General features: G+C 36.5%; 28 protein-coding genes and 2 tRNA genes. 8 read left to right on the top strand and 22 right to left on the bottom strand.

Annotated elements, in window-relative coordinates; genetic code table 11:
- Positions 1-16 precede the first annotated feature (16 nt).
- Complete coding sequence (locus METBO_RS09540; protein ID WP_013645501.1) at positions 17-499, bottom strand: MarR family winged helix-turn-helix transcriptional regulator; 483 nt, start codon at positions 497-499, stop codon at positions 17-19.
- 15 nt (positions 500-514) lie between these two features.
- A complete protein-coding gene (gene cofH / locus METBO_RS09545) occupies positions 515-1,639 on the bottom strand; it encodes a 5-amino-6-(D-ribitylamino)uracil--L-tyrosine 4-hydroxyphenyl transferase CofH (protein ID WP_013645502.1) in 1,125 nt (374 codons plus the stop codon).
- Between the two features lie 153 nt (positions 1,640-1,792).
- On the opposite strand from cofH, the gene METBO_RS09550 reads away from it, so the two are divergent.
- Entirely contained in the window at positions 1,793-1,999 is a 207-nt protein-coding gene (locus METBO_RS09550; RefSeq protein ID WP_013645503.1) for a histone family protein, read from the top strand.
- A 175-nt stretch (positions 2,000-2,174) separates the two neighbouring features.
- The gene (locus tag METBO_RS09555) at positions 2,175-2,666 is read left to right on the top strand and encodes a rubrerythrin family protein (RefSeq protein ID WP_013645504.1); all 492 of its coding nucleotides are present in this window, start codon (positions 2,175-2,177) and stop codon (positions 2,664-2,666) included.
- 279 nt (positions 2,667-2,945) lie between these two features.
- On the opposite strand, the gene METBO_RS09560 is transcribed toward METBO_RS09555, so the two are convergent.
- From METBO_RS09560 to METBO_RS09590, 7 genes are all read right to left on the bottom strand, one after another.
- Positions 2,946-3,197: a hypothetical protein gene (locus METBO_RS09560; protein ID WP_013645505.1), complete on the bottom strand. Its 252-nt coding sequence runs from the start codon at positions 3,195-3,197 to the stop codon at positions 2,946-2,948.
- 30 nt (positions 3,198-3,227) lie between these two features.
- A complete protein-coding gene (locus tag METBO_RS09565; RefSeq protein WP_013645506.1) occupies positions 3,228-3,818 on the bottom strand; it encodes a DUF2953 domain-containing protein in 591 nt (196 codons plus the stop codon).
- 43 nt (positions 3,819-3,861) lie between these two features.
- Positions 3,862-4,317 carry a GerW family sporulation protein gene (locus METBO_RS09570; protein WP_013645507.1) on the bottom strand — a complete coding sequence of 152 codons (456 nt, stop codon included), beginning with the start codon at positions 4,315-4,317 and terminating at the stop codon, positions 3,862-3,864.
- Between the two features lie 470 nt (positions 4,318-4,787).
- Positions 4,788-4,860 (bottom strand) — tRNA-Phe (locus METBO_RS09575).
- A 3-nt stretch (positions 4,861-4,863) separates the two neighbouring features.
- Positions 4,864-4,935 (bottom strand) — tRNA-Val (locus METBO_RS09580).
- Between the two features lie 567 nt (positions 4,936-5,502).
- A complete protein-coding gene (locus METBO_RS09585) occupies positions 5,503-5,985 on the bottom strand; it encodes a MarR family winged helix-turn-helix transcriptional regulator (protein ID WP_013645508.1) in 483 nt (160 codons plus the stop codon).
- A gap of 24 nt (positions 5,986-6,009) precedes the next feature.
- Positions 6,010-6,369 (bottom strand): VOC family protein, encoded by a 360-nt coding sequence (locus METBO_RS09590; protein ID WP_013645509.1) that lies wholly within the window; start codon positions 6,367-6,369, stop codon positions 6,010-6,012.
- Between the two features lie 242 nt (positions 6,370-6,611).
- On the opposite strand from METBO_RS09590, the gene METBO_RS09595 reads away from it, so the two are divergent.
- On the top strand, positions 6,612-6,803 hold the full coding sequence (locus tag METBO_RS09595; protein ID WP_013645510.1) for a hypothetical protein: 192 nt from the start codon (positions 6,612-6,614) through the stop codon (positions 6,801-6,803).
- A 47-nt stretch (positions 6,804-6,850) separates the two neighbouring features.
- Here METBO_RS09595 and METBO_RS09600 read toward each other — a convergent pair whose 3' ends face one another.
- From METBO_RS09600 to tes, 7 genes are all read right to left on the bottom strand, one after another.
- Positions 6,851-7,471: a hypothetical protein gene (locus tag METBO_RS09600; protein ID WP_013645511.1), complete on the bottom strand. Its 621-nt coding sequence runs from the start codon at positions 7,469-7,471 to the stop codon at positions 6,851-6,853.
- Positions 7,472-7,529: 58 nt separating this feature from the next.
- A complete protein-coding gene (locus METBO_RS09605) occupies positions 7,530-8,807 on the bottom strand; it encodes a tRNA (N(6)-L-threonylcarbamoyladenosine(37)-C(2))-methylthiotransferase (protein WP_013645512.1) in 1,278 nt (425 codons plus the stop codon).
- A 254-nt stretch (positions 8,808-9,061) separates the two neighbouring features.
- Positions 9,062-9,712, bottom strand: a complete 651-nt coding sequence (locus METBO_RS09610) for a protein-L-isoaspartate(D-aspartate) O-methyltransferase (RefSeq protein ID WP_013645513.1) — start codon at positions 9,710-9,712, stop codon at positions 9,062-9,064.
- The gene (locus METBO_RS09615) at positions 9,705-10,331 is read right to left on the bottom strand and encodes an HVO_0476 family zinc finger protein (protein ID WP_013645514.1); all 627 of its coding nucleotides are present in this window, start codon (positions 10,329-10,331) and stop codon (positions 9,705-9,707) included. Before METBO_RS09615 ends, METBO_RS09610 begins: the two co-directional genes overlap by 8 nt.
- Before the next feature lie 210 nt (positions 10,332-10,541).
- Positions 10,542-11,033, bottom strand: coding sequence for a homoaconitase small subunit (gene hacB, locus METBO_RS09620; protein WP_013645515.1), 492 nt, complete (start codon positions 11,031-11,033; stop codon positions 10,542-10,544).
- Positions 11,034-11,053: 20 nt separating this feature from the next.
- Positions 11,054-12,046, bottom strand: a complete 993-nt coding sequence (locus METBO_RS09625) for a beta-ribofuranosylaminobenzene 5'-phosphate synthase (protein WP_013645516.1) — start codon at positions 12,044-12,046, stop codon at positions 11,054-11,056.
- Positions 12,047-12,074: 28 nt separating this feature from the next.
- Entirely contained in the window at positions 12,075-13,577 is a 1,503-nt protein-coding gene (gene tes, locus METBO_RS09630; protein WP_013645517.1) for a tetraether lipid synthase Tes, read from the bottom strand.
- Positions 13,578-13,633: 56 nt separating this feature from the next.
- Between tes and METBO_RS09635 the strand changes: the two genes are divergently transcribed.
- The gene (locus tag METBO_RS09635) at positions 13,634-14,152 is read left to right on the top strand and encodes a CDP-2,3-bis-(O-geranylgeranyl)-sn-glycerol synthase (protein ID WP_013645518.1); all 519 of its coding nucleotides are present in this window, start codon (positions 13,634-13,636) and stop codon (positions 14,150-14,152) included.
- Positions 14,153-14,379: 227 nt separating this feature from the next.
- On the opposite strand, the gene METBO_RS09640 is transcribed toward METBO_RS09635, so the two are convergent.
- The 5 genes from METBO_RS09640 to truA all read right to left on the bottom strand — a co-directional run bounded on the left by METBO_RS09640 (position 14,380) and on the right by truA (position 20,255).
- Entirely contained in the window at positions 14,380-15,429 is a 1,050-nt protein-coding gene (locus tag METBO_RS09640; RefSeq protein ID WP_013645519.1) for a hydantoinase/oxoprolinase family protein, read from the bottom strand.
- Positions 15,426-16,445 carry an ATP-grasp domain-containing protein gene (locus METBO_RS09645; protein WP_013645520.1) on the bottom strand — a complete coding sequence of 340 codons (1,020 nt, stop codon included), beginning with the start codon at positions 16,443-16,445 and terminating at the stop codon, positions 15,426-15,428. The genes METBO_RS09640 and METBO_RS09645 overlap by 4 nt, the downstream gene beginning before the upstream one ends.
- Positions 16,446-16,520: 75 nt before the next feature.
- Positions 16,521-17,828 (bottom strand): non-hydrolyzing UDP-N-acetylglucosamine 2-epimerase, encoded by a 1,308-nt coding sequence (wecB, locus tag METBO_RS09650; protein WP_013645521.1) that lies wholly within the window; start codon positions 17,826-17,828, stop codon positions 16,521-16,523.
- A 109-nt stretch (positions 17,829-17,937) separates the two neighbouring features.
- Entirely contained in the window at positions 17,938-19,365 is a 1,428-nt protein-coding gene (locus METBO_RS09655; protein ID WP_013645522.1) for a DUF460 domain-containing protein, read from the bottom strand.
- 74 nt (positions 19,366-19,439) lie between these two features.
- Positions 19,440-20,255, bottom strand: a complete 816-nt coding sequence (gene truA, locus METBO_RS09660; protein WP_013645523.1) for a tRNA pseudouridine(38-40) synthase TruA — start codon at positions 20,253-20,255, stop codon at positions 19,440-19,442.
- A gap of 163 nt (positions 20,256-20,418) precedes the next feature.
- Here truA and METBO_RS09665 point away from each other — a divergent pair, with 163 nt between their 5' ends.
- The 3 genes from METBO_RS09665 to METBO_RS09675 all read left to right on the top strand — a co-directional run bounded on the left by METBO_RS09665 (position 20,419) and on the right by METBO_RS09675 (position 24,136).
- Positions 20,419-21,357 carry a DMT family transporter gene (locus tag METBO_RS09665; protein ID WP_013645524.1) on the top strand — a complete coding sequence of 313 codons (939 nt, stop codon included), beginning with the start codon at positions 20,419-20,421 and terminating at the stop codon, positions 21,355-21,357.
- Between the two features lie 291 nt (positions 21,358-21,648).
- A complete protein-coding gene (gene hisA, locus METBO_RS09670) occupies positions 21,649-22,386 on the top strand; it encodes a 1-(5-phosphoribosyl)-5-[(5-phosphoribosylamino)methylideneamino]imidazole-4-carboxamide isomerase (protein WP_013645525.1) in 738 nt (245 codons plus the stop codon).
- Between the two features lie 274 nt (positions 22,387-22,660).
- Positions 22,661-24,136 carry a Mur ligase family protein gene (locus METBO_RS09675; RefSeq protein WP_013645526.1) on the top strand — a complete coding sequence of 492 codons (1,476 nt, stop codon included), beginning with the start codon at positions 22,661-22,663 and terminating at the stop codon, positions 24,134-24,136.
- A 207-nt stretch (positions 24,137-24,343) separates the two neighbouring features.
- Here the strand turns inward: METBO_RS09675 and METBO_RS09680 are convergent, their stop codons facing one another.
- Positions 24,344-25,906, bottom strand: coding sequence for a flippase (locus tag METBO_RS09680; RefSeq protein WP_013645527.1), 1,563 nt, complete (start codon positions 25,904-25,906; stop codon positions 24,344-24,346).
- Between the two features lie 305 nt (positions 25,907-26,211).
- Here METBO_RS09680 and METBO_RS09685 point away from each other — a divergent pair, with 305 nt between their 5' ends.
- Positions 26,212-26,655 (top strand): adenylyltransferase/cytidyltransferase family protein, encoded by a 444-nt coding sequence (locus METBO_RS09685; RefSeq protein ID WP_013645528.1) that lies wholly within the window; start codon positions 26,212-26,214, stop codon positions 26,653-26,655.
- The last annotated feature ends 23 nt before the right edge of the window (positions 26,656-26,678 follow it).

Raw genomic sequence — 26,678 nt, forward strand, 5'->3', positions numbered from 1 at the left:
TAGTTTAGTTACTAAACTATTTTTTCTTTGGTTTTTGATCATTTAAAACCTTATCCATAAACAGATCGATGGTGTCCATGATCTCCAAGTAAGAATCAACTTTATCCTGTTCAAGGTTTTTGAAGTAGTTGAAAAATTCATTTTCAAAGTTCTTGTGCAGTTCATCCTGAATTTTAAAGGCGTTCCTTCCATGGGATGTTAGTGTCAATTTAACTTCCTTGGCATTTCCCTCGATCTTTTCCTTTTTTATAAGCTGCTTTTCATGCAACTTATTCACAACTTGGGAAACTGCACCCTTGGTGATTCCAAATTTCTGACTCAAAACAGTGACGTTGTTAGCAACACCGCTGCCAACAGCATCTAAAATATGGATCTCACTGGGATAGAGTTTTTGACCATCTCCAAATTCAATTGGATTCTTCTCAAACTTCTGAAATTTTTTGTTCATCCTGATGAACTGCATCATCATTTTCCTTGTGACTGCCAACTGATCATCCATGGTAAAATCCTAGTTTTAGATTTTTTTTAATGGCTCAACATTCCTGTAGAGGGTGTCCCTTTCAGCTGGAACCCTTCCCATATTTTCAATTATTCTCTGAAAAGTTTCAGGATTGGTTCTAACACCATGCTGGGCACCTGCAGATTTGGATATGTTTTCTTCCCCCAGTGTTCCACCAAGATCATTTGCGCCTGCAGTTAAACAAACCTGGGCAAATTTGAAACCCAACTTGACCCAGGATACTTGGATGTTTTGGAGCAGATCCCCAAACATCAACCTTGCAACAGCATAAACCTTAAGATCCTCAATTCCAGTAGATCCTGGGCTTGAAATACCCTTCCGGAATATTGGTGTGTTCTTGTGCATGAAAGTGAGAGGTACGAACTCTGTAAATCCTCCAGTTCTCCTTTGTATCTGTCTTAAGGTGTCAATATGATTCACCCTATCCTTCAATTCTTCGATGTGGCCATACATCATGGTGCAGGTTGTTGGAATTCCTGTTTTATGAGCTGTTTCAACGACTTCGATCCACTTTGCAGTGTTCATCTTACTTGGACACAACACCTTTCTCACATCATCGTTCAATATTTCTGCTGCATTGCCTGGAATTGAGTCCAGTCCTGCTTCCTTCAACATTTTCAGTTCTTCAGACAGTTCCATATCAGAATTTTGGGCACCGTACAATATCTCCATTGGTGAAAATGCATGTATGTAAATGTCTGGAAGTTCTTTTCTAATGTCTATGAGCAGTTTTTGATAGTAATAGGCATCTACATCGGGATGTAATCCTCCCTGTATACAAACTTCCTTTGCTCCATTATTCCATGCTGCTTTAGCCCTTTTAACAACTTCTTCGTTTGAAAGAAAGTAGGCTTCGCTGCTTGATTCATCACATTTGAATGCACAAAATCCACAAGTTCCTGTGCAAACATTTGTAAAGTTTATATTCCAATTCTTTACGTAGGTAACATTGTTTCCTACAAGTTCCTCACGACGCATATCTGCAGCGAACAAAAGTGCTTGAAGTTCCCTACCCGTAGAATTAATGAGTGTTAAAGCTTCTTCATTAGATATCACGGTTTTTAAGGATTTTTCTAATATCTCTTCTGTATAGCTGTCGATGTTTAACTGCTCAAACATGGAATTTCATATTCATGTTAGTACGCTTAAAACTTTTGGTTGGATATTGATCTCTTCGACTCGCCTACCATTGTAAAAGTTGTGGCTAAAAATCCTACTAAAACCGATAGTTTTAAATATTAATTATCCCTAGGATAAATAGGAGGTGAAATTATGGCCGAATTACCAATTGCTCCAGTTGGAAGGATCATAAAAAACGCTGGTGCTCAAAGAATAAGTGATGATGCAAAAGAGGCATTAGCTAAATCACTCGAAGAAAAGGGTGAAGAAATAGCTAAGAAAGCTGTTGAACTTGCAAAACACGCTGGAAGAAAAACTGTCAAAGCAGACGACATAGACATGGCTGTTAAAACAGCCTAATTTTCTTCTTTTTTATTTTGTTTTAATTTTTCTGGTTTTATTTTAAAAATTAACTGTTATTAAGCTGATTATTTATACTGATTTTCGTATTATTCCATATGGAACGAACGTTTCAAAAAGGATTTATTCAACTGAAATCATATTGTAAATTGATATTAATTTGGAGGTTAAAATTATGAGTTCAAAAGAAAATTTAATGGAAGCATTTGCAGGTGAATCTCAAGCCAATAGAAAGTACTTAGCATTTGCAAAAAAAGCTGATGAAGAAGGTTTCAGTCAGGTTGCTAAACTTTTCAGGGCTGCAGCAGCTGCTGAAACTGTGCATGCACACAACCATCTTGAAATTGCTGGTGGAATCAACGATACAGAGGCAAATTTGAAAGATGCAATCGAGGGAGAAACTTTTGAATTCACAACCATGTATCCTAACTTCATTGCAGAAGCTAAAGCTGAAAAGGAAGATGCTGCAAGGTGGACCTTTGATGTGGCAAACAGTGTAGAACAGATCCATGCTGATCTCTACAAGAATGCCCTTGAAAATCTTGGAAAAAATTCTGACGTCGACTACTTCGTTTGTGCACTGTGTGGAAACACCGTTGAAAATGAAGCTCCAGAAAAATGTCCAATCTGCGGAGCTGAAAATTCAGAGTTCATGAAGATAGATTGATGGAAATCTTTCCATAATCATTATTTTTTTTATCACACAATCAAACTCATATCAGCCCATGAAAGATCTATTGATTTAATGCTCTAGAGCCATAATAATAATTAAGTTTGTAATGTTTTGTTGAATTTAATTAAGTCTCTAATTGAATATTTATTGTAGTGTCTGCTTTTTTTATGGTTTCCGTGTGCAGAGTGTATATGAAGTTGATGTAGTTGTCGTGGTTGTTGTATTTCATGGAAAAATAGTTAAAATAAGTTTATTTCTATGGGAAATTAGGATCTAATTCCCAGTGTGATTCAATCCATCTGGAAAAACTAGTCTGATGATTTCTTCCTTATCAATTTCATCTTCAGATAGTGGTAGAATATATTTTTTTGTTGGTTCTGAAACCAGAAATGCCACAGGTGTGAGGGTTTCAGCGAAGTAGTTGTCTGACTCTATGGTTGAAATTTCCACAATGGGATAAAATTTTCTCTCGTCGATCAAAAATAGTTTGCCAACTTTCTTTTCAACCTTCATTTTAGATTTCATGGTCAACCATTATCCTAAATAAATTTTTATTTATGCCCTGACTTCACGTATTAAATTTCTAACTGGTTTCTTAGTTACAGCCCTTATTGATTCTGCAACTATCCACAGTAGTCTTATTTTAAATTCAATTTCAACTTTACCCTCAAAGACTGGTTTCATAAATTGAGGATTTAATGTGACTGTTACCCTTGGAATAGTGTTTATGATGGAGTTCATTGACCAGAAAACTCCTGCAATCATTGCAGTGTCCACTGGACTGTCGAGTCCCACCCTTAAATTTAACCAGAACCTTTCAAGATCAATGGATCTGTAGAGGGCAACTAAAATTCTTTCAAAATGAGGTAAGGATTCTAAAAAAAGATTAAAGACCTTGACAATTTTGTCAAGATTCCATTTTGCAGCTTCCCCTTTTTCCTCTTTTTTTTCTTCCTTTTCTTCCTCTGGAGTTTCTGAGGGTATTTCTCTTTTGATTATCCCGATCTTCATCCACTTTATTTGCATAATACCCTTGAACTCGAGCCCTTGATTTTCTAGGTTCAGGATTATGTGGAATGGAACCATGAGTAAACATGCGATGATGAACACCACCACTAGCACCACGATTATCAGGATTGTTATCAATTTGTGAAAACTCCGTAGGTTTTAGGTTTAAAAAAAAAGGTATTTATTCCTTTTTCACTTCAATTTCGGCTTCTTTTGTATCTTTACCCTTGTCTTTGCCTTTGAAATGAGCTTTAGCTTTGCCTTTTTCCTTCATCATCTTGGAGCCTTGATCCATGATCTCAACTGCAGCTGTGCTTATTTCACCAATTGCCCTTGAAAGTGGGTCTGGGCTCTTGAGGGACATGACTTTGACACCTTCGGGTCCTTTAACACCCTTATGAACAACTACCATTGCTATAGGTTCAACACCTGCTGCACCACCTGCACCGGCACCAGCTCCTCCCATATTATCCATACCTTTACCTTCGGCTTCACCTGCTCCAAATCCCATTCCCATTCTTGTAACGGGTAGAAGTAAAAATTCATCAGTTTCTATGGTTTCACCGATCACGTTTTCAATATTCAAAACTTTACGGATTTCTTCAACTGTAGTTTTAATTGGGTCATTTATATCCAATCAAATTCCTCCTAATATTTTAAATAAAGATTCTAATCATCTTATAATCTGTAATCCAAAGCATATAATATTTATTATAATGGTTCATAAAACTGATTTTATCGGATAAAAACAGAGAATTATTTGGTTCAACCTATTTAAAAGTAATTAAACAGTTATTTTATAAAAGTAGATGTTTTATAAACTTTTTATCTGAATTTTTTCGGTGTTTTGGTTGATGTTTCATCAAATATTTATTTTGATGCAATCCCAAGCCCAATCCATCAACCCACATTTAATTAGTAGTGTAAGATCCAGCGAAACTGCACAGTAACCATGCTAAAACCCTTTATTTCAAATGGAAGCCAATGAATCGAGGATTGTTAAAAAAATAGATTTAAAAATACTTGTGAAATTCTGAGTTTAAAAAACCTGAAAAAAGCAAGATTTTAAGTTAGTTTGTGAAAATATATGTTAAAAAAGATAATTAGTGCCGTGGGCCGGACTTGAACCAGCGACATCCAGATCTTCAGTCTGGCGTTCTCCCAACTGAACTACCACGGCAAATGGGCCGGACGAGATTCGAACTCGTGATCACCTCCGTGTCAGGGAGGTATCATACCCCTAGACCACCGGCCCCCTAAATGCGTCCATCTTGAATATAACTCTATTCCTATTTAACCCTTTGCATTCTATGAATCCTAAACACGATCAAATCTGTCCAAATTATTAAGGAACTGTTAATTATTATTTAAATGGATAATAATTGGGTTATTATCCCTAAATAATGGAATATAATATGTTAAATTTGATGTTTTTCATGGACAAAATATTATCTTAAATTAATTTATTATAAACTTATTCAATTTATACCGCAGTATAATCTAGGTTATTTTCATTGTAATCTTAATATAAGTCTAGGAAAAGGAAATTTGATATAATAAATTATATTTCTACCATTCATTTCTCCAAAGTACTTACAGAATCTTCATATTTAACATTTAAACTATGTGCTTTAACCTAGTAAAAGGATTATACAAATTGCAATCTTGAAATATAGATTTGAATTAGTTAAATCGTATTAATTTCTTTGATTAGTAATTAGAATTTGAATATTCTGTTACTCACTCATTCTCTTCTAAATGGTTTCACAGAAGATATTGCTTTGATATTTAGCTTTAAATTAGATTTATAAAAAAAAAACTCTTATTTATTTTTAAAGTATTCTTGTTGATTTAACTGTAAAATATTAAATAAATTATTTATAAAATCCTGATCATTGGTTTGTCCACCAAAAAATTTATTTTCCATTTCTTCAACAATTTGGAGTGCTTTTTCTATTCTTTCACGTCCATCATCTGTTATGGATAGACATTTTGCACGAGTATCAAATTCACATTCCTCTCGGGATATGAGATTCTTCTTTTCAAGTGTTTTCAAGACTTTTGATGTCATCATAATATTAGTTTTTGCATGATTAGCCAATTTAACTTGAGTTATATCTTCGTCAAATCTTTCAAGCCAAGCAATACCTGACAATAAAGCAAACTGTACATGGGTTAAATCAAGTTCTTTCAAAGCTAAATTCATTTTACGCTGCCAAAGATGTGTTATTTGCCAAAAAAGAAATCCTACACTTTCTTCAGGTTCTTCACGCCAATATTTAACATATTTATCATTGTCTATCATAATTTCTGCTCTAAAAAAAGTGGATTAAAGTTGATGAAATGTCAACATATATCCATCCATATCTTTTATTATAAACATTTTCCCAAACGGACCATCAACTGGAGGACTAATAATCTGTGCATCTGAATTTTTAACAAGGGTAAATGTTTTATCAATATCATCAACACCAAACCATATTGAAACACCTAAACCTAAGGGTGTGCTTTCTGTAATTTTGAACATTGGTTTACGAATAGCAAAAATAGCTCCACCATCGTCTTTAAATACTGTTGCATCTGGATTTTTATCTTCTGTTTTTTCAAATCCTAAAATCTCTGTATAAAATTTGGAAGCAGATTCCAAATCCTTCACTTGAACTGAAATAAAATCGACATTTGTTTTCATATAATTACTCCTCCATTATTATAATCTAGTATATTATAATCATGATTATTATATTTATCTTTTTTTTTATAAGGTTTCTAATATGAAAATTCACCACAAGATCCAGTTTTTCATGGATATAAAAAAATTTCTATGCTATACTCTCTTATTTGGAGCATAGTGGAAGATATAAATAAAATAAAGTATATAGGATGTAATAATTGTTGTTGATGTTTTAATAAAATCTTTAGAGGTGAAGTAACATGTCCACAAGTTCATGTCCTCGTTGCGGTTCAAAGATGATGAAAATACACAATCCAAACGCCCCTTTGTGGGAATGTTCCAAATGCGGATACACAGGTTCTGTAGTAATTAAAGATGGAAACATTGAAAAACAACTCAGAGAAACTAGAAAACTTGAAAAATTGAGTAAAAAGATGTTAAGAGGGAGATAAACCCTACTTTATTTTATTTAACTGGTTTTTGCAGTAATTAAATTAAATTAATACTTTCTTTTCAATACAGTTCCTACTAATCCACCCATACCAGATAGGAAACCAAATATCAAAAGAACTTCTATGGAGGCCAAACTTCCACTGGTGAGTGCCACTAAAATACCTAAAACAACACCTACAAGTCCTCCGTTAAGAAATCCATCCTGAAATTTAGTGCTTCCACCTATGTAAGAAGCTACTAATCCTGAGAGTATTGAAACAATGGTTGCAACTACCCCAAATATTATTAACATTCTGTAGGGAATATCTTCAGCCTTCAAGGGAATATTATTTCCAAAAAGTGCGAATACAGCAATCAGTGTGGTTAACAAAAGAAATCCAAACCCCACAGCCACACCTGCAATGCTCAGTCCAGTTGATTGTTCAATACCAAGTTGTTCACTGTTATTTCCACAGTTGTTACATATTACAGTGTTTGGAGGTATTTCAGCACCGCACTTTCCACATTTGTTGTTTGTAATTACAGGGTTTGCTGCAGTCGCTGTTCTGTCTAAATTGTTTCTGTAGGATAATTTTCCCCCACACTCGCATTTTTCATAGCTGAAAGAAGTTTTACCCTCATCAAGCTCGTAATATTTACCGCATTGTTCACACACAAGATATGACATTGTTCACCACTTCTAAAATATTGATTTGAATCTAATAATAAATTTTGGTTGGAAATTTTTATTGATCTAATTCAGCAAGTAAGTAGGTTGGTTTGGCATCTTTGATAACCACATCAACGAAACTTCCAATTTCTGCAGCTTCTATAATCACTGTTTTATAGCCATCACTACGACCCACATATCCCCCTTTACGACCCTTATTTGTTACCAGGATGGTTTGTTTCGATCCTATCATCATACTATTCTTTTTCATGGCAATTTCCATTTTAAGATCGTTTAATGCTTTGGAACGCTCTTTCATTGTTTCATGCTCAATTTCCTCGAGTTGGGAGGATGTTGTTCCTGGTCTGTGCATGTACTTGGATATGTGGAGAAAGTCTGGTTCTAACTCCTTAATTAAATTGAGAGTTGCCTTGAAATCATCATCTGTCTCTGTTGGATATCCAACAATTATGTCTGTGGAAATTGAAATGTCTGGAATTTCTTCCCTGAACCTTGAAACTATGGTTTTATATTCATCCACAGTGTGACATCGATTCATGTCATGAAGTACTGTGTCACTCCCGCTTTGAATTGGCAGGTGGAGAAATTTATAACATTTTCCCTTTTTAAAGGCTTTAATTATGGGGTCTACCTGGTTCATTATGCTCTTTGGATGCATCATGCCCACTCTGAGTTTGAATTTCCCATCTATATCCGAGATCATGCTGATTAAATCTGCCAAAGATTCCCCTGTATCCCTTCCATACGCAGCAGTATCCTGTGCTGTGAGCTGTATTTCTTTACAACCTTCTGTAACTGCTTGTTCTGCTTCTTTTTTAATCATTTCTGAGGAGTAGCTTTGTATTCTTCCCCTTGCAAATCTGGTGCAGCAGTAAGTGCAGAAACCATCACATCCCTCACAGATTTGAATGATATGTATGATGGGGTTTGTACGAACTTTAGGCAGGCCAACCTTTGGTTCTGAGGAAAATCCTGTCTCTCTGACGATGTTTCCTTCATGAACTGAATTAACTATTTCGTAGGTTGATTTTATTTTGTGGGGGCCTATCCAACTTGCTTCTGGTGCAGCATCTGCCAGTTTTTCTGGATCGATCTCAACCATGCATCCTGATATCAGGAGTTTGGATTCTGGATACTGTTCCTGCATCTTCTTGATCTTGGTCAGAACCTTTTGTTCAGTTGGATGTTTCACGTAGCATGTGTTCATTATGATCGTGTCTGCATCCTCAGGAGTATCAACTAGTTCAACCCTATTTTCCTTGAGTATCCCTGCCATTATTTGTGAGTCTGCCTGATTGAATGTACATCCTACTGTGTCAATGTATACCTTCATGTTATCCCTTTAATTTTGATAGTAAATTAGTAAAAAAATTAGTCAAAAAATATGCCGTGATATTTAGCTTTTTTTTTGCTTATCATCTATTATTTTCTGAAAAATGCTGGAGTAAACATTTTTCCATCATGATCTATATTTTTTTGTAAACATGGTCCAACTGATGATTCAAAAACCGGTTAGTCGTGTTTTAAACCCTGGTTGTAACTTAACATTCTATTATAAAAACATATATATCTTTATAGTTTCTTGGTTTACTCTTCGGGCCAGCCATGTTCACCTATCATTGGAACAAATACTACTCCTCCAAGATTGAATGTTTGATATTCTGTTTTTCCCCCTCTTAAAATACAGATAAGTTCCTGATAATTAGGATCTTCACCAATTGGTGCCAATAATCTGCCTCCTACCTTAAGCTGATCCACTAGGGGATCTGGAATTTTAGGGGCGCTGGCAGTTGCATATATCCTATCGTAGGGTGCCTTTTCAGGATAACCCGCTGTTCCATCACCATGAATTACTGCAACATTGGTGAATCCTGTTTTAATAAGATTTTTTTCTGCCCTTTCTTTTAGGGATTCGATCCTTTCGATGGTGTAAACATGCCCCTCCGGACCTAAAATTTCAGCTACAACAGCTGCGTTGTATCCAAATCCTGTTCCTATTTCTAGAACGTTCATTCCAGGTTTGAGGGATAGTTGTTCACATATCATGGCCACCATGTGTGGTGCTGAAATTGTCTGTCCATGCTTGAGTGGTATTGGCCTGTCTAAGTAGGCCAGATCCCTGGTTTCAGGAGTCATGAATTCTTCCCTTGGCACGTTGAGCATGGCTTTTTTAACCTTATCAGTTTTAATGTAGCCCATATTCCGTAACGTGTTAACCAGTTCTCTTCTTTTATTCATCTACACTACCATTTGAAATTTCAACAATTTTGGAAGTTAAATCATAATTGTAACGTCTTAAATCTTTATCTGGCCTTCCATAAACCCTTTTTATTACAAATGCCTTGGCAAATCCCTTTCTCATTTTTCTGTCTTGGGTTTTCATTGCCCTTATCTTGAAGATTTCAGTTCCCATTTTCACAACATCGCCAATGGTAAATTCAAATTCCCTGTCTACTTCAACCTTTCTTGAGAGAATTCTTCCACCATAGTCAACAGATATACCAATTCTTGCAGGTATGTCAACGTAGGAGGCCCATATTGTATCGATATCTGATACATTTGCAACCATGACCCTTCCACCCCTGTTGTTCTCTATGGATGTTATCTGGGCAGGTCTTCCACCTAGATCGAGCATTCCTTCAAATTCCAGTACTTCATCGGGATACAGGTCAACTGATGTTTTGTGGGATGATTCGTATTCACTTACAACAACCCTTACTTTTAATGGTTTTTCAACTTCTACAGTTTCTCTGAATATGTTTCCACATTCATTACATTGTAGTAATAATTCCTTGGATTTTTTACCCTTGGACTTTAGTATTTCGCAGGATTCAGACCCGCATTGAGTGCAATTCATTTTTAACTTCCTTAACTATTTAATGTATTTCCTTTTTAATTTTCGTTCTATACTATGTACCTTGATCAATATGTACCCATTGAATATTTATTTTCAACATTTTCATACAAGAAACAAATATTTGATACAATATAATGCAAATTTTTGAACTCGAATGAAGTTTTCTAAAAATGTTGAGTCAAAAAAAGTAGGATGTAATAAAAAAATTTTTTACTGTGATTCTTTGACCTTGAGGTAATGTTTGACAAGTCCACCGTCTGAAAGGATTTCAAGCATGAAATTATCGAACGGTTGGATTTTAAACTCCGAACCTGTGGATTTGTTGAGTATAACACCTTTTTCAAGATCTATACAAATTTCATCTCCCTTTTCGGCAGTTACATCTGCTGTTATTACTGGCAAACCTATGTTTATAGCGTTTCTGTAGAATATTCTTGCAAATGACTTTGCTATGATGGCTGAAACCCCTGCATGTTTAAGTGCTACAGGTGCCTGTTCCCTCGATGAGCCACATCCAAAATTCCAGCCAGCAACAATTATATCTCCTTCATCAACATTTTCTGCGAAATTAGGATCTTCAGCTTCCATCACATGACTTGCAAGATCATCCAAACTGAATGTACGGAGGTATCTTCCGGCTATTATAACATCGGTATCAATACTGTCCCTGAACTTCCAAACTTTGCCCTCTAATTTTTCCATACTTCATCCCTCTACTAGTTTTAATCAAAAAATTTTGCTCCATGGTTCCTTGCTTGTGTTTGGATCACTTGGCCGCCAATATCTTTAATGGAATTTTTTGCTTCCTTGACCACAGTTTTAACATTGGTGTCTGTAACAGAGTATATTGTGGGCCCAAAACTGCTCATTCCAACAGCTGCAGCTCCAGAATTTCTTAATTCTTCCATAATTCTTTTTATATGAACACTCTGTAATTTATTTTCGATCTTTTTAAATCCTGTATTCTGGATAATGTTAATGGCACTTCCAAATGAATCTAAATCAGATTCCACAACAGCAGGCATGAGTTTCATGAGTATGAGGTGTGATAACTTTTCAACCTCTTCAAGCTTTATTGGGCAGTGCTTCTGGAAGGCATCTATTTCTTTAGATCCTGAAACACCCTTCTCAACATCGGGTATAGTTAACACTACCTTCCAATCCTCTGGAAAATTGTACCTTGCAATGATTGGTGGTGGTGATGCAGAGGATGCTGACGAAGGTAGAAAACTGGATTTATCATGGGAGTTGTGTCCTCCATCAATTATAAAACCACCATTTTCAAATGATTCAACACCGATCCCCGAGGTTCCTCCCCTTCCAACAATTTTTGCAAGTTCGTGGGCAGGTAATGACTCTCCATTCAACTCGGTCATCAGTTTAGCTACAGCTAATGATAGCTGTGTTCCTGATCCCAATCCTGAATGGGGAGGGTATGCTGCATCTACCTTGAATTCAAATCCTTCAGTGTATTTTCTGGCTTGAATTACCCTTGATGCTGCCCCTTCGATTTTCTTGGAGTAGTCTTCCAGTAATCCTGGAATCATTTGACTTTTGTTCGAGAAAATCGTGCTGATTCCATTATCTGCAGGTTCAGCTTCAATTTGGATGCAGGGATCATCTATTGTTAATCCCACACCACCATCAATTCTTCCATGAACACCATTTAGATCAATGAGAGTAATATGCAACCTTGAGGGAGTTTCAACGATCAAAAATTACAACCCCACTAATTTTTTTTATTTAATATTTAGGCATTTCTTTGAGTGGTTTTGAGAATTTATTCTCGATTTCCTGTCTGTAAAGCGTGTTCATAGAGCAAAATGGTATGATCCTACCGTCAGGTACAGCGTAGTGTATAACACATCTTCTAACCCTGTCTTGGTCGAAGTTGAATGGATCCATGAAGTGCATACATGACACCAGTAACGTTCTCTTATGAAATTCTCCAAGAGCCTTGTAGGATCTTTCCTTAAACACTGCAGTAATGATACTTCTTAAATCTACAGATTCTGGAGATTTTGACATGTCCACAGTTTTTGGAAGTTCCATTGTGGCCCTTGCAACGATCTTAGCCTTTGCAACCAATCCACCATCTTCCAATTTTTCTGTGCTGTTAACCAAGAGATCGAAGAACCTGTCAACATCAATGAATCTGGTGATGGGTATCATCTTATCATCATCCAAAAATACGTAGGTGGCTGTACCACAGTGCGGATGACATGTGAATGTGACTTGAGCATCTTTTCCATCCATGGCCTGTATAAATTCGGAAATTGGAGTCACACTACTGGCAGGATAGAAATCTTCCACAGTTATTTGTGAATCTGTCTGCTCTTGCACCATCTCTGCAAAGTCTGGTACAGTTACACGCTGAGATTCCACTTCATCTGCGGGTGTTCTGCCTGCAAATGAAACTGGCTGGAAGTTAACTCCCCTTATGATATCGATGTTGTCAGTAGCAAACTTGAGTATGTCACCTATCTGATCATCATTTATTCCCTTAAGTAAAGTTGGTACGAGTACAATTCCCAAGTTGGCCTTACGACAGTTTTCTATTGCCTTTATTTTAGTTGCTAGCAGATCCTTCTGCCTGATCTCCAGGTAAGGTTCCTCTGTAACACCATCGAACTGTAAATAAACAGTGTTTAAACCTGCATCTTTGAGTTCTTGAGCAAGTGAAGGTAATCTGGCAAGTCTAACTCCGTTAGTTGCAATTTGTGTGTGTGAAAATCCTTCTTCCTTGGCAAGTTTTATCAGATCAACAAGATCTTTACGTACTGTCGGCTCACCACCAGCGTATTGAATTGCTGGGGTTGGAACAGGTCTGTTGTTCCTTAAATTACGTAACATTGTCCTTATTTCTTCATATGATGGCTCATATAATTTTTTAGAAACTGCGGCATTGGCAAAACAAACAGGACATTTCAAATTACATCTGTTGGTAACATCTATAAGTCCTAGGACTGTGTGGCTTTCGTGCTCATCACATATCCCACAGTTATTAGGACAATCTGTATCTGCAATTGTTTGTGGATTTTCAATACCGTTCCCTACCTTATCGTAGTTCTCTGCTTTGTTATAAATTTCTGAATTGCTCCAATAGGTGTTAATAAATTCTCCATGTTCAGAGCATGTTTTTTTTATCAGTATTTTGCCATTATCCTCATATACCTCTGCATCTACAACTTTGAGGCATATGGGGCATAGACTTTTGGTATTTTTTATAATTATCATCCCACCCATAACATTATTTAATAGCTAACTATAATTATTATCTTGTTTTAAATTGGAGGTAAACTATGGACTCTAGTGTAGTCAGTGTAATAAATTTATCAGCATATGCTATATACTTTATGTTACCTGCATACCTTGCCAACGTTACAGCTTTAGCATTTGGAGGTGGGAAACCACTTGATTTCAATCATAAATTTCGTGACGGGCGACGGTTAATAGGAAACGGAGTTACAGTAAGAGGAACAATAATAGGAACATTAATTGGAACTTTAGTTGGAGTAGTACAGGGAATATTAACTGGAAATATAATTGAAGGCATATTGTTAGGTTTCACCCTAGGTGCTGGGGCACTTATTGGAGATGCATGTGGAAGTTTTATAAAACGAAGGTTGAATATTGGAAGGGGAAAACCAGCCCCGCTACTGGACCAGTTAGACTTCGTTGTGGGTGCACTTGTTTTTGCGTCGCTCATTGTAATTTTACCATTGGAAATGATCGTTATTATAATAGTACTAACCTTATTCCTACACCTCGGAACAAATATTATAGCATATCTTTTAGGAATTAAAGAAGTATGGTATTGATTTATAAAAAATTAAAGCAGTAATAAAATAATAATAATTTTAAAAACGTCAAAATAAGATTTTAAAGTATTTACAACTTCTTAAACAATATTTAAAAATATAACCTATCTAAAACGATTTTTAGAATAATCTACAGTTACAACATGGAAAAACTTGTTAGAAAACTCATTATTTAATAACTGAACCTTAAAATAAACTATATTAAGAATTAAAACCTAAAAAAGGATTTAAAATCCTTCTAAATTTTCTTCTAAATTTTTTTTTGTGAGGTATGGCTCCATCATAAGGGCTGTTCCAACAGCAGGTGCATTGACACAATCTTCCTTCTTCAATAGTTTATCCATGCCCGTGAATGTAAGACCTGCAAGTTCACATGCCATTGAAGCAATTATATCCATTCCCAAACCAGTGGTAACCACATGGTGCAAGCGATTCCTAATTGAAACCTCCTTCAAGGCTTCGGAAATTTTTCTAACCTGTTCAGAGTAGATGTAGGCAGCAATATTTTCAATTTCATCTGTACTTAGAACTTCAAGATCTCCACATACAACCCTTGAAATTCTTCTTCTGCAGTCAACAATGGATTTTCCAGCACCGTCCATGGTGACTCCGCTGTAGTTTTCCTTGGTTATGTTACCTAAAACCCTGTGAACATCTGCCGTGACTGCAAAAAGTTCTGATGCAACCCTTGCCATGGTGTCGTTTAAAGGAACCTTCTCAACCAGAGCAGCTACATTCGTTCTTAATGTACCAGAGTAAACCAGTTCACCAGTTTGCAGCCTTTCAAGATCTGATCTTCCCAGTGCACATTCAACACCATTCTTTATGGGAATTATATCTGTGGTTGTGCTTCCAGTGTCAAGAAGAATTGTATCAGGCTTAATTTTAGCTGCAAGCGGTGCGGTTGCAATCCAATTAGCAGCTGCAGCCTTCAATGGATCATCCAATACTTCTTTGAGATTCATCATTCCATCTAAACCCACAAACCCCACAGGAACATCAAATGCATCGTTGGACTTGGAAGCAATGTCTACTACCCCTTCCTTTTTTGTTTTGTATGCATCCACAAGTTCTGCTGTCATTGAAATTCCAACTGCATCAACTTCACCGAAGGGTTCTAACAATTCCTTTAAAACATCTGCAAGATCATCCTTACGCTCCCACATTGGAAGGTAACTGAAATCTGTTTTTACGTCTGTTATATCTCCGGATTCATCCAGTTCAACAACTGCCAAATCTGTGTTTGCTCCACCTATATCAAAACCTGCTATTCTCATTTTAAAACACTAACCCCTAGGGATTTACCCTCTTTATAAAATTTTACTTGTCCATCCAATTCTATGTCTACTGGTAACTCTCCATCAACAGAGTTCATCAAAGCCCTTGCAAGGTTTAAGTTGGTGATCCTTCTCAGTGCTACGTAGGGAGTTGTCAATCTCGAATTGATCTCCACCAAATGCACTTCATCTTCACCCAAGATGAGATCAACCCCAACAAATCCCAAACTACCTTCAAAAAGTTCTACAGCCTGTTGGGCAATATCTTTTGCCTGTTCTGAAAGATCATGATCGTAGGGAACAGTTCCTCCATTATAACTGATCTTGCATGATTTAATTTCCATGTCCTGAAGATTTAAACTGATTGGAACTGCTGTTTTCCCACTACTTAACAAGCTCACACTAACACTAACCCCGGGCTTATAATCCTGCATTACAAAGTAGGGAAGTTTAGTGAACTTCTGGATATTGTTCACACCATCTAAAAATTCTTCCAACGTGGCCACAACCATCACTCCGGAAGATGAAACTCCATCTGCAGGTTTAATAACCTTTAATCCTGATCCTTGAAATGCAGCCCTTCCCATCTCTTCAAGTTCTTGGTTGAAGTAGATTTTTTCTGTTTTTATAACTGGTACCTTGCCAGCTAGAAACTTGTACATTTCAAATTTATCTGTTGTAAGTTGTATTGCTTTTGAATTTGAACCGAATACTTTAACACCGTTTCGCTCAATGATCTGGGTGAGATCATGTAGAATACCATCTTCTTCAGGGGCTATTGGTAAACAGGCATCGTAATCCTTAATATGTGTGGTGAGCCATTGTCTAACATCTCCTTTTACAACAACTGGAACAGAATCAGAAATTAGTTCACTTGATTCTGAGTGTACGAGGTAATGTGGTTTGAATTCTTTGAGATCATCCAACACACCCTCTAACATTGCAAGACCCTCTACAGTTATGAATGGATCATCTACCCCTGATGCGGTTGCATATTCAAAAACAAGCAGTTTCATTGGTTTCCTCCAAAAAGAAATTTTTATATGTTCTATTGAAACTCATTAAAAAAGTTTTGTTTGTAACCCTACTTTCTAATGGGTGTTCAACAAAATCTGCTTGTGCTTCAAATTTAATTCAGGAGATGGGAATAGAATTTTTTCTCCTTGAAATACTAATTGAACCCTTGTGGAGGGGTTGATGGTTTCGTATTCCTTGACAGTTACGTCGTCCTCAATCATAAGCACACTACGGCTTAAACCATTCATTATGTTTTCAGGGGAGTTTATGTCTAATTTTCCTTCCTTTTCAAATTTTAAAAGTGCTTCTAAAATTTTTTCTGAAGAATTACCTTCTCCGTATGGATTTTTAGCCTCTTGCATTTTTTTGTAGAGTTCGTTGTCGTTGGAAATTTTTTTGATAGTTTCAGTTATCTTGGTTTTATCTGAACCCACAAGTATGTTTCCACCGGCAGTAACTGTTTCTGGCCTTTCTGTATTGTATCTTAAAGTGATGCATGGTACGTTGAGTGTTATTGCTTCTTCTTGAAGACCACCAGAGTCTGTCATCACAAATTTAGACTTTGAAAGCAGTAGTAAGAAGTCAAGGTAGCCTATGGGTTTAGTTAGTTTTATGTGATCTGAATTTTCGAGCTGTTCTAAGTATCCGAAGTTCTCCAAAGTTTTCAATGTTCTTGGATGTACTGGGAACACAACTGTTATATCTTCAAGTTCCATGATGGCATCCAAGATATTTTTCAGTCTTTCTGGGTCATCTACATTTTCAGCCCTGTGCATGGTCAGGGTTAGTATGTCTCCATCCACATCGAGTTCTCTGAGTAGATTGGAATTTTCTTCTGCAATTTTAAGATGTCTTATGCATGCATCCACCACTGTGTTTCCTGTTATGAAGATTTCATGGGGATCAATAGATTCCATTGCCAAGTTTAAGGCAGATTCCTCAGTTGGTACGAAGTACATGGTTGAGCAGCTGTCTGCAATCTTTCTGTTTATTTCCTCGGGCATGGTCCTGTCGAAGGATCTGAGCCCGGCTTCCACATGTCCCACAGCAAGATTTAGTTTTGATGCTGCAACCGCACCTGCTAAAACTGCGTTTGTGTCTCCCTGTACCATGACAACATCGGGTTTTTCCTGTGTTAAAACCTTCTCTATCTCTTCCATCATTTGTGCAGTTTGTTTTCCGTGGGAATTTGATCCAACACCTATGTTGTAGTGTGGTTTTTCAATTTCTAAATCTAAAAAGAACTTCTGTGACATTTCATGATCGTAATGCTGTCCAGAGTGAATGAGAACATATTCAATTCCCCTTTTTTGTGTTAAATCAATTATAGGTGCCATTTTAATAATTTCAGGCCGGGTACCTATTATAAATGCTATTTTCATCGTAAATTTGCCCCCTCAATTTTTATCATTGTGATCAATGTTAATCGTAAACATTTCATCAAAAAAAGAATATATTGAAACCCATTAAATAACTTTTACCTAATTAGATTCAGCTGTCAAGCTCTCTTCTTCTTTGGGCCCTGTATTCATCCACCAGGCTGATTAATTTATTTTTATCTTCAGTTGTTTGTTGTTTCCTGGTTTTTTCCATCCACTTTTTAATTTGCCCATCAAGATCCTCGGACTCAACATAGCTTCCCTGTGCCACTCTTTCAATTCCAATGGAATCCTCGGGTATGACCGGAATCATACAGTTTATAAAAACATTTTCAGCAGGATCAGATATTTTATCCCGGGTTATAACTGCCTTAACTCCTATTTCACACAGTATTGCTGCGGTGTTTGATCCTCCACCCTCTGAATTCTCAAGAAGTACCACGTCTCCCTTGGATATTTTCATTAGAAGTGATGATTCACGAATTCCTTCCCTTGTGAAGGAAGTTATGATCTTGAGCTCAACTGCATCTTCGCCAATGGTTTCCAATCCAAAATTTGGATCTAACTGTTTTTCAAGTTCCAACCTCATTGACCTTTCTTGGGAGTACTTATTTTGAAGCCTCTTTATCATGGATATTTTGGATGCAAATTCCCGTTTTTCCAGTATCTTCCTGGAATATTCGTTTCGAAGCTTATCCATCTTGGATTGAAATTTAGATACTTCAGTTTTTTGGAATTTAACTTCAGCCTCTAACTCCTGATTTTTTTCCCTGAGTTCATTTATGTAACGTTTTTGAGAGCTTAACTTATTCTTCAACCTACTAATTGTCAATTCTTCAGGACTCAGTTCCACTTTAGGGGTTTCAGGATCCTTTGTACTGAGTTTCAAAACATCTTTATCATGACAGGATTTGGATGATCCCCTTGTTTTATGATTTAAATTTCCAATGTAACCATTATCTATATTTTCTTGTGAAACTTCCCTTAAAGAGTTGCTGATGGATTTACCATTAATAACACGTATTTTTACTTCATCTATCATGGCTTGAGTCATTGATAGTTGTTCTGCACGTTTTTCTATTTGTCTAAATTTATTTAGATGGTCTTTATAGGTTTTCACTGCAGCTGCTAGTGAGTCCCTTTCATGTGCATTTTGTGGCACATTCAAACTGTTTCCCATGGCTGTGAAGCTGTCAACAATTTCTATCTTGGATTCTACAGACATGTTCTTGTAGGGAGACCATATTTTAGAATTTAATATGGTTGCAATTTTTCTAACTGTTTTTGGAGCGGGATAAACATCTGTGGCAACTAAAACTGTGTTTCCATAACCAATGATATGGCTTATTATTTCTGAACGCCTTATTTCTTTGAAGCTGTCCAGAGAAATTAGTTCGCCATTAAGGTTTAATATTGCTATTCCCACTGTTAATCCAGGGTCGTAACCTACAATTATTCCCTTTGTAGTCCTACTGGATTTTTGTGTCTTAAAAATTAGATTTGATTCTTTAATACCCTCTGAACCTGTATTCTTGTACACCAGAATATTTCCTCCATTTGGGTAAGTACATGAATATATATGGGTAACATAATATTTATGGTTTGTTGGGATTTTCAAAATCCATTTAAAACATTAATCATCTCTTTTTCCACGTCAAGAATGGTTTTTTTACGTGCATATTCCTGTTTCAGAGTTTTCATGAAATTGTTTACTGCGTAACCTTCGCATGGAAATTCAATTCCATCGTAAACAACATCCATTAGTATTAATCCATCTGAAGCTACGGGTTTGATTGCAGCAGGAACATCGGGATTGAACAGTGTTTCCAAATTTTCTAGAGTCAGCTCTTCCCTACCGAACATCACCAAAACTTTCACCATCTTTCGGACCATGTTCCAGAGGAAACTTTCACCAACCACATCAAAAACTATGTTATCAGGGGTTTCAACAAGATCAACACTGTAAACCATTCTTTCAGGAGCTCTCTCGGATCGTTTGGAGAAGTTTATGTAGTTATGTTTTCCCTCCATTTGTTTGGCTGCCTGTTTCATGAGTTTGAGGTTTAAAGTATTTGGACACAAACTTTTATCAAGAATGTACCTGTAATGTCTCAACTTCGCATACCTTGGTTTAAAACCATTAGAAACCATTGTAGATCCAATTATACGTATATTTGATGGAAGATAATAATTTATTCGATTAATTGTTACGTCTTTGTCGGTTTTAAGACACACAACATTTCCAAGGGCACTCACACCCCTGTCTGTTCTCCCTGCAATGGAGTAATCAGATTTTTCAGGGCTGTCTGATATTCCTGATTTTTTAAATGCCCTCAGAAGTTCACCTTCAATAGTTGGAAGATTGGGCTGTCTTTGAAATCCATGATAATCCGTCCCAATATATGCGACCTTGAAAGCTATTTTAAGCATGTTTTTAGACTCCTGAATGAAATATTTTCTTGATTTTTTATAACTATAACTTGTAGATATTATATAATTTTTATAAAGTTTATTCTCAACAACCTATTTATCCATCTTTTTATGAATCTATAGTTTAAATGAGTAACAATAACCATTTCTTGTGGAGTGTTCAATGAGTTCATCGTCAAAAGCTGCTGTTTCAAATGTTAAGTGGGGTTACCTGAGTTTGGTTGCTGTCACAGTACTTTTTGGGATATGGAACCCTATAAACAAGATTTTACTTCAAGATCTTGATCCGCTCGCACTTTCAGCCCTGATTTACTCGATTGCAGGAATCTTCTTGTTTTTAGTGAGGTACTCCGGGATAAACAATCATCTGATGAGTATGATGGATTCTAATCAAGAAGCTGAAACAGTTTTCAAAACCAAAGATTACATGTTAATCTTTATAACAGCAGTTTCGGGTTCTGTGATTGCCCCTTTAGTCTATTTATCCGGTCTTAACAATATTACGGCTGTTAATGCATCGTTGTTAATGAACGTTGAGGTGCTTTTCACCATTGCATTTGGTATTGTTCTACTGAAGGAAAGGTTCAGAAAAAAAGAGTTGATAGGTGTATTTCTTATCGTGCTTGGAACTGTGCTGCTTGCAACCAACGGTAGCAGCCTCGAATTTACGGCTTCTGAAGGTTTGGGCTCGATACTCATAGTTGTTTCCACATTTTTTTGGAGTTTGGACACCATTCTAAGCAAATTTTTGAGTTTCAAAAGGGATCTGCTAATGATATGTGCAACGAAATGTACCGTGGGTGGTTTGATACTTTTAACTCTCAGCTTAATGCTTCATAAGAACCTTACACTGCCCCTGGATCATATTATTTACCTGCTGTTTGCTGGTGTTTTCATAATTGGATGCACAGTTGTAATGATACTTTACTCCATAAGACAGATAGGTTCGGCAAGGACAGGATCAATATTTCCATTTGCAGCATTGTCTGGAGCCATATTCTCATTTATAATATTAAAAGAACCATTAACAATCATGCAACTACTCTACGGCATGTTGATGATCGTTGGTGTTTTTATAATCTACAAGTTTCAACAAGAATGATGTGGAAATAATCTTGATCCCCAATAAATAAACAACTAAATTTTTGCTTAAAATTTTCATTTCATCAATAGATTTCTAAGTTTTGTTAATTTAGGGAATTTTTAGGGTGAACTTTTTTAGTGATCAACAAAATAGAATGGTGTATATGGGGTTCTAAGAATTTTATTTGAAGCCCATGACAACCAAGAAATTTATATAAAAAAAAATGAAACCCATAAATCCATGTTGGTTGTGAGGTAAAAATTTTTGGTTGAGAATAAATGGAATATTTGTTAAAAAAAATGTTTAGGAATGATTCTTTTGTATATTATACCTGCAGTTGATATTAAAAATGGCAAATGTGTGCAGTTGGTTCAGGGAAAACCTGGAACTGAACAAGTGATCATAGATAATCCCCATGAAGTTGCAAAGAATTGGGAAGATAAAGGTGCTGAAATACTTCATGTAATCAATCTTGATGGGGCCTTTGGGGAGAACTCTAAAAATAGAGAAGTCATAGAAAAAATTATTGACACAGTTTCTGTGCCTGTTCAGCTTGGTGGAGGAATAAGAACAGTGGATGATGCTGCTAACCTCCTGGATTTAGGTGTTGAAAAGGTTATTTTGGGAACCATGGCAGTTGAAAATCCAGAACTGGTCAACCAATTATCTGATGATTATGGGAGTGATAGTATCATTGTTGCACTGGACAGTAAAAATTCTGAGGTGGTTGTTAAGGGATGGACAGAATCCACTGGAAAAACAGCACCAGAATTGGGATTATCCCTCCAAAAACATGGGGCAGGAGGAATTCTGTTTACAAATGTGGATGTTGAAGGACTTTTATCAGGGTTTAACATGGACCCCCTCTTGGAATTGTTAGATGCCGTTAACATTCCAGTCATATACTCTGGAGGAGTTACAACCCTCGAAGATATTGAGACACTGAGCAAAACCAAAACCTTCGGTACTGTGATAGGTTCTGCCCTCTACAAAGGTAGGATAGACTTTGAAACCGCCCTAAAATTTCAGGCTGTTCACAGTTTCTAACTTCACAATACCAATATAACATTGTAACCCACTTAAATCCATCTTAAAAAACTCCCATTTATTTTTTAGCTTATCTCCAAAGGGATTGTAGATACGTACTCGCATAGTTCAATGTAGATCTAATTTTACATTGTATTTTAATTAGGCAACCAATGGTTTTGTAATGAAATTAAAGGTTAACCATGGTTTTATTTTTGTTTTTACGATGCAAACCTTTGATTTTTATTTGATTTTGAGTCGTTATTCAGAGTTCTGATTCAGAGTTTAAGCTTTCATGGAAGAATTTAAATACCTCGTCGGCATAGTAAGATGCATGGGACTATCTGGAAAAATACGGTTTAAAACAGCAAAAGTATCAGGAAAATTGGCAAAAAGCCTTGTTAAAGTAGGTAAAGGCATGGGAAAAAGTTTTCCAGGGTACTTATTCCTTAAAATTGGATCATATGATTGTTTAAAGGAGTTGGCAAAAACTCCGAGGGTTGGTAGCATCATTGTTACTGGTACCAACGGAAAAACAACCACAACGAAATTAATTAGTTTACTCTTGGAAAACGATGCACCAATATCGTACAACTACGACAGTAACACTTTAAACGCTATTACAACGGGCCTTTTGAGTAATAATATTGATTATGGAGTTTTTGAGTACGGTATCCGTGATGTTGCACATGCCTTTCCAGATGAAGTCTGCAAACTCGTGGCCCCAATAGGAGTTGTTTACACCAATGTTTCAAGGGAACATTCGCTTGTGGCCGGTGTTTCAAATCCATTCGACAAGTACTTGATGGCCAAGGAACTACTGTGCACACCAATGAAAACTGGTGTTGTTATCTGCAATGCAGATGATCCCAGAACAGCATCCATTGGGACTAAAAAAGAGGCGGAAATTAGGGTAAATTATTATGGATTTGATTTAGAATCTGAAGACAAAACCATGGCCAAACCAGATGTTGATTGTCCATTATGTGGTTCTAAACTCGAATATTCCACGATGTTTTCAAACCACAGGGGAAAATACAGTTGCCAATGTGGATTTGAAAGACCAGAACCAAATATGAAGTTAACAGAATTAACTAAGGAGTTTGATGCTTGGTACGTGACACTGGAAGGTGAAGTGTACAACCATACAACAGAAAAAGAAATTCCAGTATTTTTAAAGATAAAAACACCAGCATTTGGACTTTACAACCTCTACAATTTATTGTGTGCAGTAACAACCTACGCATCCTTCACAAACAAACCTGAAAATATTGAAAGCACCGTGAAAAAAATTACAAACTCCCTTGATCTTTCCATTCTACCACCTGGAAGATTTGAAATAATGAAAGTCGGAGATAAATTGGTTGGAATGGGCCAGGGAGATAATGGGGATGCATTAAACGCAAATGTTCAGTTTATGTGTGAATATGTTAAGGATGACCTTGGATTTATTTACACAACTCCCGACACAGGGGAAGATGAAATCTTTGAGGATCATCTGCAGTCAGTTATTGCTGCAAACCCCAAGAAGGTTTACGTTGTTCCTGGAAGAACATCTGTTGATGCTGCTAAAAATTACTACAAAATAATAGCCGAAAATTTAGATGCTGATTTCTATCCCCTTCCATACAAAGAAATGGAGGAAAGACGTTCCAAGATCATCGACCTAATCCTAAATTCACCATATAAATACGTTTTAGTATCTGGCTGTGGTCCTGAGCATTACATGTGGGCCGAACTTAAATCAGAACTTAAAACCCACATGAATTAAACCTTTTGGGTAAAAATTAGTTATAAAAAATTCCCATATTATTTTTAAAGTAACCTAACTTCCTAGAACAATATTTTTTTTAAAATTATCGTTGAACGTGATCAAACCCATGAACTGGTTTTATGATGTATATCAGTTTTCTTTTGATGGTTTAATGGAATATCTAAAAAAAATAATTGTGGATGTTATTTTTTTTGTAAATTTATTTTATTCAACTGCATATCTACTTAAAATGTCCACCATTCTATGGATAGTTCCTGAGAGTGGGCCTAACTTGTTTGCAACTTTGTAGAGCAGTTTTAGATCTTCTAATTTTAATCCACCTATAATTGCCAACACTCCAAGGTATAAAAATGGGGATACCACAATTCCAATGAACAGGAACAGTACAGTTGGTGGGAACAGCATGAATACTGCCCCCATTATGAGGGATGCCAATAAAATTTTTCCATATTCCCCGAGGGGCAGTTTGACATTTGCAAGTTTTAACGTGCTCCACATCAAGGTTACCATGATTGATAGTGATGCAATGGTTGTTGCAACAGCTGCACCGTTAATACCGTATGGAGGAATGAGTGCCAAGCTTAATATTAGATCCACAGTGATTCCTGCAACCAGTACGTACATTGGTAGTCTTGGCTTCCCAAGACCCTGTGAGATACTTGATGAAATTGTGTAAAGTGTGAAGAAGAGCATTCCTGCTGCAAGTATTTGTAGTGCTGCGACTCCTGGTAGAAAATCCTGTCCGAATAATAGTTTAATTATTGGATTTGCAAACACAACTGTTCCAACACAGAGCGGTACCACCACAAAGGAAACGTACCTGTAGGACTGTCTGATGTAAGTCTTAAGTAGTACATGGTCTCTTAGACTCATTGCCTCTGCAGTTGCTGGAAGCACCGATGTTGCCACAGCCATGGATATTATGAGAGGGAGTCTGGCTATGGTGCTCGATACGTTGAAGTATCCCATTAAGTTACTTCCAGGATAGTAATAGGCTATTACAAACGTAGCCATATCGTAAAGGGCTAGTTCAGCCAGTCCAGTGATTACTACTGGTATTGAAAAAATTATCAACATCTTGGCTATTCCCAACTGATCAGAAAATTCTAACTTGGTGCTTGCCCTCGATAACAGATTCCGGGGTTTTGACAGTTTTGTACGAATATCCCTCTGGAAAAGATAGACTGCTGCACCGAGTGCTGCCATAAATCCTATGGCCGTACCAATAACAGCTCCTGCAACGTATAGTCCTGCCCAAACAAGTAAAATAGCGGCTCCAACCATGAAAATTAGTTCCACAGCCCTTGTTATCAAAATGTTGGTCATCTGATAGAATCCCTGGAAAGTTCCCCTCATGGCCCCTACAATGACACTAAATGGTGTGATGAGTGCTATGAGTTGGAATGGAAGAGTTGCTTCAGGGTTGTTAAGTGCTACAGCAATTGGATGAGCTAAGAAAAATATGATCACACTGAAAATAAGTCCAAACCCAGTCATCATCGTCATTGCAACGCTTATAATGGATTTAACCATTTCAGTATCATTTTGAGCATGATACTCCGATACATGTTTTGCAATGGCTGGAGGAAGTCCTGCACCTGCGATGATGATAAAAAATCCTTGGAGTGGCCAGGTGATACTCAGTATACTGTAACCTGCAGGACCAAGTAAATTTGCCATTGCCACCTTGTATATGTACCCTCCAATCCTGTAGAGGAAAGATCCAATGAGGATGACTATACTGCCTTTAGCAATCTTTGAACTCATAATTATAACCATTGAAATTTAATTTAGTTTTAGATCCTAAACCAGAGTTATCTCTAGTCATAGATTTAATGTTTGATGTCTATAATAGTATAATGGATATCGATCCAGTCAAAATTGACTTTGATGGTTTTCCATGATTGAAATTAGAATAATGGACACTTCATTAACTCTGCTAAGAATTAGTGTTTAGTTCTACATGTATAAATACATGGACCAATATATGAATTTCAAATTTCAGTATTTTATTACATTAACAGAAATTTCGTTCTAAATTTAAATGAGGGGTGTATATTATTAAAGTTATTATGGCGACAGGCACATTTGACATAATCCATCCAGGTCATGGATACTACCTTGAAGAATCTAAGAAAATTGGTGGTGAAGATGCCCATCTTGTTGTGGTGGTTGCAAGGGATTCCACTGTACGATCCGAGAAAAGATTGCCTGTTGTCGATGAAAATCAACGGCTGGAAGTTGTTCAGATGTTAAAACCTGTGGATGAAGCTTATCTTGGTGATGAAAATGACATGTTTAAGGTTGTAGAGAAAATCAAACCCGACATCATAACCATAGGTCCAGATCAGAAACACAACGTTGAAAAACTTAAGAATCAACTGAAAGAAAGGGGAATAGAATCTGATGTGGTTAAGGTTACTGGATACAGGAAAGCCGAACTAGACAGTACTTGTAAAATTATTAAAAAAGTACAGTCCATGGAATTCGATCCTAAAATATTTGAGGAATGCTGAGAATTTTTAGAAGGAAACCTTAG

Origin of the sequence: Methanobacterium lacus, assembly GCF_000191585.1 — an archaeon.
Classification (GTDB): Archaea; Methanobacteriota; Methanobacteria; order Methanobacteriales; family Methanobacteriaceae; genus Methanobacterium_B; species Methanobacterium_B lacus.